Genomic DNA, 14455 nt, shown 5'->3' with positions numbered 1-14455 from the left:
GAAAATTTCATTTTGTAGAAAAGGGGAATGGTTATGGCGTCTGGTTACATCATAGCTGAATGTCCTATTTGTGAGGATTGGGTATTTGAAGATGAATGGATACTTGATTAATATAACAACGTGGTTCGTGAGAGATGCCTTAAAACAAGGGATAACAACGATAAAACGATCCATCTCTTAAATCAAGAGATACAAAGGCTTGAGAAAAGAGTAAAGGAATTGGAAGAGCAAAATAAGAGCGGACAGATGACGCTATTTTAACAAAATCCTTATTTAAATAAAAGAAGCCCCAATTGTCTGCGGGGCTTCTAAGGGTAATCGTCAAGTAATGACGTACTCGACTAATTAACCATATCATGAATTTTTTGGTAAAAATACTGGTAAATAAGTCCAAATGGATAAGGTCATCATTTTGAAAAAAAACGCTATTTTAAAGAAAAAGAGAATGAAAGATGGATAAGCGATTACAGGAAGTGATAGAAAATATCACTAACATTGCAGATCATGCAATTTGTATGACAAAGACAGACTATGATTGGTTAATTGAACAAGCGGGAAAAAAGGAAGAAAAAATAGTGGACAACTTCCAAATTGAAGATATTGATGGTTTTTATACAGGAGCAATTTACGTTATTTATGCAGATGGATCAGGAATAACAATCGCACCTGAAGAAGCACAACGTCTTATTGATTCGAAGGAATGGACAGTTTTTCAGATGTAACTTTTATTAAGAAGGAAGGGGAAATGATTGAGCAGGTGGAGATAGAAGGACAGTTATCAATATTTGATATAGATGAAATGAAAATCAAGCTGTATGAAGTCATGGAAGCTAACAACTACCATGACGAGATTAAGAGTTATTACTTACACAATGATTACATGGGTGAGGTTAAGTATTTCTATATTAGAACTACAGACGACACGATTATTGATATGTGCTTAAGCCAGTCCCCTGAAGTATTTGCGGTGTACGAGGGATCTACTGAAGCGCAGATCAAGAAGATATACAGAGGAAGATTACAATAAAAATTTCATTTTGTAGAAAAGGGGGAATTGATATGTGTACTTATTGGGAAAACGCAGTTAAAGAATTCTTTAAGAAGCAAGAACAGGAACGAAATAAAAAAGCAGCTAGCAAAAGCTAACTGCTCGGCTGGTTCTCCAAGGGGGAAAGGAGAAAGGTTAGGGACTAAATGCGTTCTGGCTACCGCCTATCTACATTATTGACGGAATATTGAGTTTTATTCAGGGGATTATGTTATATGATTAATCAAAAATTCTTTTATTAGCAGTAAAACTCCGAGGAGAGATAAGACTTCAATCGAAAACCAAAACATATCTTTTTGAGGTTTTTTAAACTCCATTATTATGGAGGAAAATAAAGCAATGACTATTGCAATACAGAGACGGATTACCTCAGGCATTTATAGCACCCCTAATAATTAATTATTTTTATTATATAGGTATTTCCAATGATACGGAATTTAAAAAGTATTTTATGAGAATTTAAACAAAATACTCCTTTTAATGGAAATCGATGAATAAAAATGGGACAAGGAAACCGTGGAATGGCATTTGAAATACTTATCAATCCGACTAGGCAGCTCCCATAGGTATAAGATCTATGCGGGCTTTTTTTATTACGATATGCAATAATTTCACGTACCATAATAATTAATAAAAGATAAAACACCACACAAATAGTCTACATTTAATTTTATGTTGAATTAATCCGCTAAATGGATCATGTATTGTTTGTTTTGGATAGATTTCTAGCGAAATATGTCCCTAACGCTGTATTTAGGGTACCGCCACATGCCCATCAAGCTAACAAAAGTAAATACCCCAAAAACGAGAAAATTATACAATGTTCTCGTTTTGGGCGTTATAAAATTCTTAAGTTGACGGATATGTGGCGATACCCCTGCATGCATTATAAATTTCTAATTTTTACATAATTATGTAAAAATTAGAAATTTTGTTTTATCTATTTTTTCTGAATAACATATATTGACAAAACAACAGTGGCAATATAGAATTGATTTTGTTCACCGGTGAACATTATGTAGGATTTTTGTTTAGTATCATTTTTATTAATCTAATATAACATCAAGATATTCTATCTCTTTTGTATGTAGTTTAATATATTATTAGTTATTTAAAATCGATAAAACGGTTTATATTAATAAAATTATTTAAAGGGATGATTTTATGACACATGCTATAGCGGTAAGAAATGTTCAAAAGTTTAGTTCTCACCCCTTATCTACTAATTGTGCTGAAATATTTAAACGTAGTAACCATGCAGTAATAGGTATTAGTCCGTTTAATAGTAGATTTTCAGATGAATATATTAATAGACTCATTGAATGGGCATTACATACTTTTGATGATGTTAGTGTTTTATTAGCTGGAAAAGAAGCTGCAAATTTACTTGAGGCTTTAGGAACACCAAAAGGTAAAGCGGAAAGAAAAGTTAGAAAAGAAGTATCTCGAAATAGAAGATCAGCTGAAAAAGCACTTAAAGAGCATGGGGGTAATGTAAATGCTATCCATACTTTTTCTGATTTTAGTGACAATTATGCATATAACAGTATGAGAGCAGAAGCGGAACATATCTTTGTAAACGAAACTCATTTTCGAAATGCTTGCTTAGAAATGTCACACGCTGCCATTCTAGGTAGGGCAAGGGGTACCAATATAGATATTGATCAAATTTCAAATGACATGCTAAATATTGCAGTAGAATATGTCATTGCAGAACTTCCATTTTTCATTGGCGGAGCTGAAATTTTGGGAACTCAAGAAACTGTACTTATTTATCATAAACCATGGGAACTTGGTGAACAGATAGTTAGAAATGATTTTTCTATCAAGATGAAACCAAATCAAGGATATTTAATGGTTCAAGAAACGGAAGATATATCTTAACAAATATAAAGTATCCAATACAAGGGGGAAGTAATATGTCAAATACAGTGCAAACGGTAAATATATTATCAGAAGAATTTCAAGAAGATCCATATAAGTATTTTTCATACCTACGTCAGAATGACCCAGTGCATTATGAACCTGAGATTGATAGTTATTTTATTAGCAGATATCAAGATGTCCGTAATATATTAAATGATACTGATACATTTACAACAAAATCATTAGCTGAACGTGCCGAACCAGTAATGCGTGGGCCAGTATTAGCACAAATGCGTGGAAAAGAGCATGTAGCTAAAAGAAAAATTGTTTTAAGAAGTTTTATGGGAGATGCTTTACAAAAATTAATGCCCTTAATTAAAAAGAATGCAGAAGATTTACTATCTCCACACCTTTCAAATGGAAAGATAGATTTAATTAATGATTTTGGCAGAACATTTGCTGTTTATGTAACAATGGATATGATTGGATTAGATAAGAAAGATCATAAGAAGATAGGTGAATGGCATAGCGGTGTAGCTGAATTTATTACCAGTATAAATCAACCACCGGAGGCAAGAAAACATTCTCTCTGGTGTAGTGAACAGTTAGCTAATTATTTAGAACCGATTATTAAAGAGCGGCGGTTAAACCCTCATGAAGATCTAATTTCTAAATTATGCAGTGCTAAATATGAAGGCATAGCTATGACTGATACTGATATTCTAGCATTAATTTTAAATATATTATTAGCTGCAACAGAACCTGGTGATAAGACTCTTGCTTTATTAATCTATAACTTAATTAACCAACCGAAACAATTGCATGATGTATTAAATGATCGTTCATTAGTACCATTGGCTATTGCTGAAACTTTACGTTATAATCCACCAGTGCAATTGATTCCCCGTCAATTAGCAAAAGACACGGAAATAAGTGGTATCCAATTATCAAAAGGAACTACTGTATTTTGTATGATTGGTGCGGCGAACCGAGACCCTAACGCATTTGAAAGACCTGATGAATTCAACATTTATCGTCCGGATCTTGATATTAAAAAGGCATTTAGTGGTGCTGCAAGACATCTTGCATTTGGATCAGGTATTCATAATTGCGTAGGGGCAGCGTTTGCAAAATCAGAAATTGAAATAGTTGTAAATGTAGTCTTAGATAATATGAAAAACATTAAATTGGAAGAAGATTTTCAATATGTTGAAAAAGGGCTTTATACGCGTGGACCTATTTCTATGCCTATTCTTTTTGATAAGTTAGTTTAAAAATCATTTCTAAGTTGATTTTTAATAAAATCCGATTTTTGCTAAGGGGCTAAAAGCCCCTTAGTTTTTCTGTTTTTATAGAAAGTTTAAACATGTATACTTTTTAAGCTGAAATAACAAAACATTAGATACATTTTTTCCAAGCTTCTAAAAAATTAGTTACAACTTGTAACTCGGAATCATTAAATTGTTGGAATAACTCATTGTAACGTTCATGTGCAATTTTGTGTAACCTTTTATGAACAATAGCTAACTGAATTCCTCCATCAGTTAAAGTGTAAAAAATCTCCTTCTTATTATCTGTATTTTGATGCGTCAATAAAATTTTATTATCAATAAGAACGCGAATAGCTTTGGAGATAGTTGCTTTAGATATATTTAATTCCATAGATAATAGGGTGTTATTCATTTGTTGTTTACTCTCATGAATCACCGAAACAATATGTAGTTGCGTCAGAGTCCAATTTTTATTTATATTCTCAGATTCACTAACTAATTCTTTTATCATTTCTTGAGATGCATATTTTTTCTTTTCTCTTGTTATGACAAAATCTTCAATCGCTTTTAAGGTTTGTTCATGGACAATATTTGTCATAATAAATTCCCCCTAACTAGAATTATTGTTTACCGGTTAACTATACGGAAAGTTTACCAGTAAACAATAATTCGGTCAAGAATTTTAAAAAGTGTCTTGTATGCATTAAAACTAACTTATATAAAATAATAGAACTTTATTAAATTTTTTTATAAAAAGGGTATACATTAAAAATGCTTATGTAATAAGATAAATTCTAATTTTGCAATTGACAATTGTTGGGTGAAGATATAAAATCAAAATAGTTTACTGGTAAACAAAAAGATAAAAAGATAAAGAAGGGTAGAAGTATTTAAATGAATAAGGGCATAAAACAGAAAATCTACGATAATTATTTACATTTATTACATCTCAATGAACAAAAGGCAGATAAGGACATTGAGACTTTTTTTAAGCAAGCTAAAATGGAACAAATAGAACGCATACCAACAAATATGACAAGTATACACGTAATAGCCTGTATTGGTGAAAACCAACCAATAAATAATATTACAATTGCAAGGAAAATGAATTTGTCTAAAGCGAATATCACAAAAATTAATACCAAATTAATAAAAGAAAATTTAATTACTCGTTTCCAGTCGAGTGATAATAAGAAGGAGGTATATTATGAACTAACTCCAGCAGGACAATCACTTTGTGAATTGCATCAGAAAATCCATGATCAGAAAGAGAATGAATTTTATCAGTTTGTCGATTCATTTTCCGAAATAGAACAAAATGCAATATTAAAATTTTTACAGAATACAAACGATAGAATATTGGGGAAATGAAGTTATTTCACCTTAAATTGGTTAGCTAATTATTAATAATCTTTTAGGAGGGATAGCATGAATCGTGTTAAATCAAGTGCTTCTTTTCTTTTATATTTGTTGTGTATTAGTGCTTTTTTCGCTTCTTTAAACCAAAATATTTATTCTCCAATAATCCCAATAATTCGAGATTCATTTCATGTGTCTATAACAATGGTTAATCTTTCAGTTTCAATATTTATTTTTATTACTGCAATTATGCAAATTGTTTTTGGTTCTATAATTGATTTTAAAGGGGCTAGGACTATTCTTATCCCTAGTATTATTTTAACAATTATAGCAAGTGTTGGTTGTGCAATTACAAATAACTTTACAGTGTTTTTAATTTGTAGAATTTTACAGGCTATTGGAACGGCTGCAATACCACTTATTGCGGCAACTACAATTGGTTCTATATTTCAGGGAGAACAACGAGGAAGTGCAATGGGTACATATCAAACAATGTTATCTATTGCGCCTGCTGTTGCACCTGTACTAGGAGGTTTTATTGGTGAAAAATATAACTATCCAGGTGTTTTTTGGCTACTTGTAGCAGTATCTTTAGTTCTGTTTATTACTAATTGGTTATATTTTCCGAAAGATCAGGTGGAGAGCAATAAAGTTTTGAATGTTAGAACTTTACTATCTCACTATGCTTCTATATTTAAAAGTAAAGTGGGAAGTTCCATATTAATATTAAGTTTCTTTGTATTTTTTCTCTATTTTTCTTTCATCGTGTACTTACCAATATTATTAACAGATTATTACCAATTAAGTTTACAGATAGTAGGTTTACTTTACTTACCAATGGCAATAAGTTTAATAATTGGTAGCATGACTTTTAAAACTATTCAATCTAAAATTTCACTAAATAAACTCTTTATAACTGGAAATGTAGTCTTATCTTTGAGCACTATATTATTTGCTGTGACACACTCGAATACTTTAATTGGCGTAATAATTGCTTTAATTCTCCACGGAATATCAATCGGTATCCTCACTCCTTTATTTGCTACTATGATTGCAAATGAATTTGAACATAATAGAGGAAGTGCAATGGGAATGTTTAACTTTATTAGATATATGGGAATGGCTGTAGGACCAATTGTTTCGGGATTATTATTAGCACATTTCCAACCTACATTTGTATTTGCTATATTTGGAGGATTTTTTATCTTTCTCTCTTTTGGCATGCTTATTCGGATTAGGAAGAGATCTATTAAAATTGTGCCAAAACCAGAAAATCTAAAATAAGAAAAAGCTTTATGATCCCAGCATTTAAATAACTTTATTATCACTTTACATTAATTAAATGTTATTTAGTATTTTTGCTGGAATCTTTTGTGATTTTGAAAAAAGTAGTAGCAGGAGAGGTATATAAGGGTAACAAGGCAAATATTATATAAAATGATAATGAAAATAATAGATATGTCTGAATCACTTGGATGAAATCACTAGTTTCAAAAAAGCCTTCACGCAATGATGATTGCATGAAGGCTTTTGATGTTTTTTTATTTTTTTGTCTCGTTGACCCATGTAATAATGTCCTGGATGACGTACTCTGGAACATTGGCAGGGATTTCGTATTCACTAGGACGACTTAATTCCCCGTCACCCTCCGTGAAGAAATGATTCAATTTCGGGTATTTTTTGAACTGAACATTCCCGCGGTTTGAAAGTCCTTCCTGCCATTTTGTATATTCATCTTTTACTGTTACTTGATAATCGCGTGCCCCTTGCAGAATCAGTAAAGGCTCTTTTCGTGATTTTGCCTCCTCAACTGGACGCCACCTAGAAACATCATACATAAAATGAGGAGACGGAAAATTGTAGCCAGCTGGCGGATGGTCAGGATTGAAAGTAGGATCCTGGATAAAAGCGAACTGTTTTTTTAGTTCATCGATTACTTCCTTTGGTGCCCCAAGGTATTGATACTGATCAATGATAATGTCAGTCAAAGGGCGTGCAGGTGGTGCGAGTAAGATACTTCCTCGGACAAGTGAGGAAGGCGCTTTGCTCAGTATACGCGGCATTGTGCCAGCTCCTAGGCTATGTCCGAGAATGAAAATATTATTTGGATCAATGCCTTCCTGCTGCGCTGCTGATTTTGCTGCATATATGGCATCATCTGTAGTATCACGATCTAACGTACCAGGTTCTGCACTCATCTTTAATGTGTGTTCTAAGGAACGTTTTTCATAGCGCAACACTGCAATTCCGTTGGATGAAAGGCCCACCGCAAGGTCTCGTAAGATTTTTGTTCCCATAAATGTACTATCGCGATCATGGATGCCAGAACCATGAACAAGAACAACTACGGGTACCTTTTCACCAGGCTTATGTTTCGGAACCGTTAATGTGGCTGGTAACGGATATGTAGAATTTCCAATAACGATTTCACGTTCTTGATAGGAAGCAGGTTGATCATAGCTAGGATGTGGGATGGTATAAGATTCCTGGGGCGTCCTTACCCCAACTTCATCTACTTTCCCGCCAGGTGTGAATTTAAGGAGTAGCGGTATGGTAGTTCCTTCGATAGCTCCTGGAATTTCCACCGTCTGATGGACCAAGTTTCGTTCTTTTATTACAGGTGTTCCCATGCTTTTTATCCCGCTTCCGCCACTTTGTGTCCACCAGTTTTGTAATGTGTTTGCTGTAAACTTGGATTGAAAAGCAGCAGACGTCAACTGGAGTGCCTCTGCATACTTACCTTGCTGGAGATATTCAAAAAATAATGATGTACGCTCCGTTAAAGAGACTAGTTTCTTTTCTGTAGATTGTTCCTCACGTGTATCTGCGTGAATAGCTGTTGTAAGCGGGAAAGATGAAACGCCTAAAGAAAAGAGTAGGGTAAAGGAAAGTGCTGATTTTTGTATTTTCTTTTTTTTATTCATGTTTTAACCTCCAATATGTGATGGTAAAAAACAGATATGGTAATTAGTGGAATATCTCCCTCTTAGAGTTTCGGTACATGCAAGAGGGAGTCCTGCATACGTATCATAAAAAAGCACGTTTGAAATCGTAGGAGATTCTAGCTACGTAATGAAACACGAATCCGTGCTATGCATTAGAAATCAATAGTTTTTCCAACAATGATTCCAATCTCGTTATGATGTAGGGGAAGAAAAACAAGAAGAGAGGGAGGAATAAGATGAAGAAATTTTTCTGGCTCATTTCTACAATGTGTATCACTATAGGATTGGCATCAGGGTGTAGTAACAAAGATGACACTGGTTTTTCTGTTACAAGAGACGTAGTGGAGATAGACCAGCAGAAAGGAAGCTTAACAAAGCAAAATAAAAAAGAACAGGGGTTCTGTTGCAAAGTTTGAAAAAAGCATAAACAGGTTGATAAATGAGATTTCCATATTCATGAACCCATCGCATGGTGGTTGTTGGGTGAACTGAAACACCATGTTCTTTCAGGATTTCAGATACATCGCGATAACTCAAAGAAAAACGACAGCTACTAAAATAATATCTTTTTTAAATTGTTTTCCTTTAAAATATGTCATGTCTGATTCTCCTAGATCCTGTTTTCTAGAGTGTAGATTCATGTAGAAAACTTTGCAACAGAACCTTTAAGTTCCTAGTACTTTTTTACCAAGAGGTTTCGTACTATTCGAATCTGGTTCAAGTGTAATACCAATGTTATCAAAGGACTGTTTTTGTGAAATTTCATATGTCAGAAGTCCTGAATCAGTTTCATCAGGTTTAAATATTCCAGCGTTTTTTCTTTCTCCATCTTTTAATAACCAAACTTGATACACTTCTGAATTTTTTACTTGTGGCAAATGATCAGCTTGTACAACTAATTTTTTCTTATCTCCTTGTTGCATAACAATTACATAACCCTTTGTATTTTCATGGTTTTGATCAATTGATACTAATGGACGAGTAGAGATTACTTTAATTGGATCACTGCTTAATTCATGCTTAGCTAAAGATTGTATTTTTAATTGCGAATTTTCAATTGTTACAGCTACTGTAATCACTAACATTGTTCCTAGTAATACTGTTGCCAACGGTGTAAATTGTTTTTTTAGTAAAACCGTCCATTCTTTCAATTTCGCTGTTACTATGTTATCTCTATTCGTTTGTTCGTGAACAAATATAAAATCAAACACTTCACCTTTTAATGTTGCTGGTACTTCTTTCTCTTCAAAATCGAAATGCAGTGCTTCCCAAGCTGCCTGCATTGCTGGATACTCAGTTTGACATTTTGGGCATGCCTTTAAATGTTCTTGAAACTTTCTTTGTTCTCTATCATCAAATGTATTCGTAACGTAAGATAATAAATGCTCACATTCTCTCTCCATACTATCCCCTCTATTCTAGATATTTTTTTAATTGCTTTAAAGATTGATGAAGACGACTTTTAGTGGTTCCCAATGGTTCATCTTCCATTTTAGCAATCTCACTAAGGGAATAACCTTTCCAATATAGCAAGTCGATTAATCTTTTTTGGGACGTAGTCAAATTCTGCTTTGCCTTTTGAATTTCAACACGGTGCAACCTTTTCTCGATTTGATTTTCTGAATCTGTTATATGCATATGTTTTTCAGAATCATAAACATTATTAAAGTTTCTATACATAAGTTCTTTATTTTCTTTTCGGACATAATCAATACATATATTCCTCGTAATAGTAAGTATCCAATTTACGAAATCACCTTTTGAGGGATTATACATACTTTTAGTGGTCCAAAGTTTTAAGAAAATTAATTGAACAACTTCTTTTGTTTTATCTTCATTTCCTTGGAAAAATTTAAAAGTGAAGCTATATATCAACTTAATATACCGTTCATATAGTTCTTCTAATGCAGGACGATAGTTTCTTTTTACTAATTGCATTAACTCATAATCATTTTTTTCTTTCATTCTCACCTGCACTCCCTATTATTTTTCGTTTATTTCTGATAATTCTAAATTGACTTAATTATATAATTTAAATAGAAAAACAGGAACCACCAACAACGTTGATCGCTCCTTTTAACAGAATATTTATCCCGCTATCCACGGGCAGTAAGACCTCCACCTCAAGATTCAGAGAAAAGCGAAGAAGATAGGTGGTGGACAACTGCTGGCATGCGCCCTATTCGGCGTGCTTTCCATCACTGTTTAAATGTAGTTTCACCATTCAGTACAAACCATATATCTTTAACCCCTTGTCCCTTTATATCTCCTTTTGATTTATCATTAGCAAAATAGTAAAGGGGATAGCCTTTATACGTTACTTGTTGTTCTTTCGTATCTTCTCTTGTTATCGTAGCAAAGTCTTTTATATCAAATCCTTTTGGCACTTCAAAATCTTTCGCAACAAATGGCGGCCAAAGTTTTACACAATCACCACTACAATTACTTACCTTAGATGTGTCTTTTGCAAAATAATAAAGTGTCTTTCCGTTTGAATCTGCTAAGTATTTTCCAACCTTATCGTTCTCTAATAATTGTAAACTAGGAGATTCGTTTTTATTACTAATAACTTCACTCACGTTTTCTCCACTCGTTTTCTTACTTTGGGCATCTTCTTTCTTATCGCTATTACACGCTGTTAATAAAAAAAGGCTCGCTAATATGGACACAATACATTGCCATGCTTTCATACTGACTCCTCCTTCAATTTTTTATTTATATTTAAGGTAACGATAGAAAGGTTTGATTGGTTTGATAAAAAATAAAAAAAAGATGCAAGCCTCGCCCTCTGCTTACATCTTTTTTTAGCTCTATTAATTTATACCTTTTTCTATTACTTAACAGAAAGATAAGCTAAATACCATCCTCTAATTTTTGTGTAAATAAGGAATTTCTTTTCTTGTAGAGGAAAGGGTACTTTATCGAATTTACCGAAAGAATTCTCCTTCCTCAAGCGTGTGAAGGGCGATAGCCCAACGATAGGTGGGAGATGAATTTCGGTTTGGCATAGCCAAAAGCTTTTGATAAACTAGCTATTTGAAGTTCTTTGATAACTTGATATATGAGGTTGCAGGAAGAAAATAGCGTGCGAAAACCAAGCCATTCGGTTCCTGCGTAAAATATCAACCGTACCAAGAGAGCATCCAAGCGTTGGACATCTAGGGGTGGAACACCCCACCCCGAAGTAACGCTCAGGGAGACGAAAGGTTACTTTCGTCGTGGAACTGAGAAGCTCCCACTTCAAGCTTTGCTAAGTGGTGAGTAGTTCACAACAGTATAGCTACCATAGTATTCAATCCTCAATATGTGATTTGTTTAGCTTAACTTATACTAAATGATTTAAAAATAAAAAGTTGACATAGTCCACTAATTTAACGAAAATATTGTTAGTGATATAAGACGATTTAATCGGTTTAATACGAATATACTTGGTTTGTTAGATAAGCATGTATTTAATGGTGAATATTCTCTTACGGAGTCACGGGTAATTCTAGAGATTGGTTTCATGGGAGAGTGTATCGCAAACGATTTAGTCGAAAAACTTGATATTGATCGCAGCTATATGAGTAGAATAATTGCTAAGCTTATTAAAGATGGTCTACTAATTAAGGAAAGTTCGACGATTGATAATAGAATGAGTCTGATTCGATTGACACCAAAAGGGACTGCTTTTTTTAATCATTTAAATGAAAAATCTAATGAGCAAATAGTGAAATTACTACAAGGTCTGTCACAAAAAGAAATAAAAGAAATACATGCTTCTATGTTGTTGATTGAGAAGAAATTAAATGGGGCTAAGGGGAATATGAATGATACGATTTGATAATGATTATGCAGAAGGCGCTCATGAGCGAATTCTGAAACGATTAGTTGAAACCAATGAAGAGCAGACACCTGGATATGGTATGGATGAACATTGTGAAAAAGCGAGAGTTTATATTAGAGAAGCTTGTGATGCAAAGAATGCAGATATACATTTTCTAGTTGGAGGAACACAAACAAATACAACAATTATTGCCTCCATATTACGTCCGCATCAAGGGGTAATTTCTGCAATTACCGGTCATATTGCAGTACATGAAACCGGAGCAATTGAAGCTACTGGTCATAAAGTGCTTACTTTGCCAAGTGATGATGGGAAAATTCGTGCAGAACAGGTAAAAGAATTATATGATGCTCATTGGAATGATGCGACTCATGAGTTTATGGTACAGCCGGGCTTAGTATATATTTCTAATCCAACAGAGAATGGAACAACTTACAGTAGATCCGAATTAGAAGAATTAAGCAAAGCTTGTCGGGAATGTGGTTTGCCATTGTTCATGGATGGAGCTAGATTAGGATATGGTCTGGTTTCAAAAGGCAGCGATTTATCCTTAGCAGATATCGCATCACTTTGTGATGCTTTCTATATTGGGGGAACGAAAATAGGAGCATTGTTTGGTGAAGCAGTAGTCATCATAAATGATGATATAAAAAAGGATTTTCGATATATAATCAAGCAAAATGGAGGACTATTGGCTAAAGGGAGATTATTGGGAATACAGTTTGAAACCTTGTTTGAAGACGGCTTATACTATGAAATTTCCAGGCATGCTGTGGAAATGGCGATGATGATTCGAGAGGCATTTGTTGAAAAAGGCTTTTCATTAAGGTACGATTCCAAAACAAATCAACAGTTTCTTATTTTGCATAAAGATGTAATAACGAAATTGAGCAAAAAATATTCCTTTGCTATTTGGAAAAAAGTCGATGAAACTCACAGTGTTGTTAGATTTTGTACCAGCTGGGCTACAAAAAAGGAATATGTAGAAATGCTGATAGAAGATATTAAAAAATTAGAATCGCGATTTGTGAATGGTGTATTGACTTGAATCTGTTGAGCAAACACAGGTAGAAAAATGATTACACTATTTTATAAAAAAATTATTCACTAGTAACAAATAACCCAAGCACTTTGATCAAACTTTTTTCAAAATGTTTGGGTTTCTTCTGTTGAAAAATTAATTTTTGTAGCATGCTTTTGATCAAACTTTATTACAAACCAACAGTAGAGAAAAGGGGCATGCAGAATGGAAGAAGGTCGTATTTCCTTTAAGCAAAGGTTTAAAGAATTTCTTGTTATGATAGTAAGTTTTTGGATCATTATGTTTCTTATGTATGGTGAAAGCCTGTTACAATAGAATGGAGTCGAATAGGAATACCCTTAGGCAGCTCTCATAAGTGTAAGATCTATGGGGCTTTTTTAATAAGGGGGAGATGAAATTTCACGTACCGAAATGATTAATAAAAGATAAAATACATTCACCATAAAATATTATTGTGCCATATTCAAACAACCCTGTGTAATTCCACAAAAATACTCGTATAAATCCCTTTTCGAACTTTGGCACACTCTATCTTGCATTGTCGAACAAAAAAACATATTTCCTTCCTAAATTGCATTGATAGTAGAAATAAGCACTAAAAAGGGGGAGTATGTTATGTTCGGTTCCTTCAAACCGCTGAAGAAACAAAAAGTTAAATCAAGCAAGGTTCTTTCAAAAAAATCATATAAGGGCAAGCACTAATCATGATGTTGAGCCATTTTAAAAATTCTGTTAACAGTTAATTCAGGAGGTTGTAAGAGATATGAAGTCTGCCGTTTCCCCAAGGTCATTGTCCGGATTCCTTGGTCTTGTTTTTGCTTTCGCGATCCCTTTTTGGGTGGTTGGCGCCATGACGGGAAGCATGAAAGGGCTGCCGATGAATCTCCCGACGAGTGCCTTGATGTTTGTTTGTCCCGCCATCACCGCAGCCATTCTTGTCTACAAACAAGATCGGACGAAAGGCGTAAAGCGGCTGCTGGCTAGAGTGCTCGATTACAAGAGAATTAAGCTTAAGATCTGGTATATTCCTATTATTTTTATCATACCGTTAATCGGTCTGCTCTCATATGCAATGCTACGTATGTTAGGGCTCCCACT

The 14455-nt window shown here is 33.8% G+C and carries 15 protein-coding genes and 2 pseudogenes; 10 read left to right on the top strand and 7 right to left on the bottom strand.

Translation table 11 applies throughout. The annotated features are described in order from the left end of the window. The first annotated feature begins 452 nt into the window (after positions 1 to 452). Together BAU28_RS20675 and BAU28_RS20670 are read left to right on the top strand one after the other, a co-directional pair. Positions 453 to 722, top strand: coding sequence for a hypothetical protein (locus BAU28_RS20675; protein ID WP_071719803.1), 270 nt, complete (start codon positions 453 to 455; stop codon positions 720 to 722). A 23-nt stretch (positions 723 to 745) separates the two neighbouring features. Continuing rightward, on the top strand, positions 746 to 1027 hold the full coding sequence (locus BAU28_RS20670) for a hypothetical protein (RefSeq protein ID WP_071719802.1): 282 nt from the start codon (positions 746 to 748) through the stop codon (positions 1025 to 1027). Positions 1028 to 1254: 227 nt separating this feature from the next. Here the strand turns inward: BAU28_RS20670 and BAU28_RS30505 are convergent, their stop codons facing one another. Further along, entirely contained in the window at positions 1255 to 1425 is a 171-nt protein-coding gene (locus BAU28_RS30505; RefSeq protein ID WP_165615179.1) for a hypothetical protein, read from the bottom strand. Positions 1426 to 2212: 787 nt separating this feature from the next. On the opposite strand from BAU28_RS30505, the gene BAU28_RS20665 reads away from it, so the two are divergent. Continuing rightward, positions 2213 to 2932, top strand: a complete 720-nt coding sequence (locus BAU28_RS20665; RefSeq protein ID WP_071719801.1) for a tRNA-dependent cyclodipeptide synthase — start codon at positions 2213 to 2215, stop codon at positions 2930 to 2932. A 35-nt stretch (positions 2933 to 2967) separates the two neighbouring features. Next, positions 2968 to 4188: a pulcherriminic acid synthase gene (locus BAU28_RS20660; RefSeq protein ID WP_071719800.1), complete on the top strand. Its 1221-nt coding sequence runs from the start codon at positions 2968 to 2970 to the stop codon at positions 4186 to 4188. Between the two features lie 124 nt (positions 4189 to 4312). On the opposite strand, the gene BAU28_RS20655 is transcribed toward BAU28_RS20660, so the two are convergent. After that, positions 4313 to 4783 carry a MarR family transcriptional regulator gene (locus tag BAU28_RS20655; protein ID WP_071719799.1) on the bottom strand — a complete coding sequence of 157 codons (471 nt, stop codon included), beginning with the start codon at positions 4781 to 4783 and terminating at the stop codon, positions 4313 to 4315. Between the two features lie 296 nt (positions 4784 to 5079). Between BAU28_RS20655 and BAU28_RS20650 the strand changes: the two genes are divergently transcribed. Beyond that, entirely contained in the window at positions 5080 to 5556 is a 477-nt protein-coding gene (locus tag BAU28_RS20650; protein WP_071719798.1) for a MarR family transcriptional regulator, read from the top strand. Positions 5557 to 5613: 57 nt separating this feature from the next. Next, on the top strand, positions 5614 to 6828 hold the full coding sequence (locus BAU28_RS20645; protein ID WP_071719797.1) for an MFS transporter: 1215 nt from the start codon (positions 5614 to 5616) through the stop codon (positions 6826 to 6828). 257 nt (positions 6829 to 7085) lie between these two features. On the opposite strand, the gene BAU28_RS20640 is transcribed toward BAU28_RS20645, so the two are convergent. Beyond that, positions 7086 to 8468, bottom strand: a complete 1383-nt coding sequence (locus BAU28_RS20640; RefSeq protein ID WP_071719796.1) for an alpha/beta hydrolase — start codon at positions 8466 to 8468, stop codon at positions 7086 to 7088. A gap of 257 nt (positions 8469 to 8725) precedes the next feature. Here BAU28_RS20640 and BAU28_RS20635 point away from each other — a divergent pair, with 257 nt between their 5' ends. Continuing rightward, positions 8726 to 8905: a hypothetical protein gene (locus tag BAU28_RS20635; RefSeq protein ID WP_071719795.1), complete on the top strand. Its 180-nt coding sequence runs from the start codon at positions 8726 to 8728 to the stop codon at positions 8903 to 8905. 16 nt (positions 8906 to 8921) lie between these two features. On the opposite strand, the pseudogene BAU28_RS20630 reads toward BAU28_RS20635, so the two are convergent. From BAU28_RS20630 to BAU28_RS20615, 4 genes and pseudogenes are all read right to left on the bottom strand, one after another. Continuing rightward, positions 8922 to 9088 (bottom strand): annotated as a pseudogene (locus tag BAU28_RS20630) (IS6 family transposase); the annotation flags it as partial. A gap of 66 nt (positions 9089 to 9154) precedes the next feature. Then, entirely contained in the window at positions 9155 to 9892 is a 738-nt protein-coding gene (locus tag BAU28_RS20625; RefSeq protein WP_071719794.1) for an anti-sigma factor, read from the bottom strand. 10 nt (positions 9893 to 9902) lie between these two features. Further along, positions 9903 to 10454, bottom strand: a complete 552-nt coding sequence (locus tag BAU28_RS20620) for an RNA polymerase sigma factor (protein ID WP_071719793.1) — start codon at positions 10452 to 10454, stop codon at positions 9903 to 9905. A 233-nt stretch (positions 10455 to 10687) separates the two neighbouring features. Then, a complete protein-coding gene (locus BAU28_RS20615) occupies positions 10688 to 11179 on the bottom strand; it encodes a COG4315 family predicted lipoprotein (protein ID WP_071719792.1) in 492 nt (163 codons plus the stop codon). 743 nt (positions 11180 to 11922) lie between these two features. Here BAU28_RS20615 and BAU28_RS20605 point away from each other — a divergent pair. The 3 genes and pseudogenes from BAU28_RS20605 to BAU28_RS20595 form a co-directional block, all read left to right on the top strand. Further along, positions 11923 to 12312: a MarR family winged helix-turn-helix transcriptional regulator gene (locus BAU28_RS20605; RefSeq protein WP_276327760.1), complete on the top strand. Its 390-nt coding sequence runs from the start codon at positions 11923 to 11925 to the stop codon at positions 12310 to 12312. After that, positions 12299 to 13363, top strand: coding sequence for a threonine aldolase family protein (locus tag BAU28_RS20600; protein WP_071719790.1), 1065 nt, complete (start codon positions 12299 to 12301; stop codon positions 13361 to 13363). The genes BAU28_RS20605 and BAU28_RS20600 overlap by 14 nt, the downstream gene beginning before the upstream one ends. Before the next feature lie 757 nt (positions 13364 to 14120). Further along, positions 14121 to 14455, top strand: a pseudogene (locus BAU28_RS20595) (CPBP family intramembrane glutamate endopeptidase); the annotation flags it as partial.

The sequence above is a fragment of the Bacillus paramycoides genome, assembly GCF_001884235.1.
Classification (GTDB): Bacteria; Bacillota; Bacilli; order Bacillales; family Bacillaceae_G; genus Bacillus_A; species Bacillus_A paramycoides.
The sequence above is the reverse complement of the archived record's forward strand: the minus strand, read 5'-3'. Positions and strand labels throughout refer to the sequence as shown.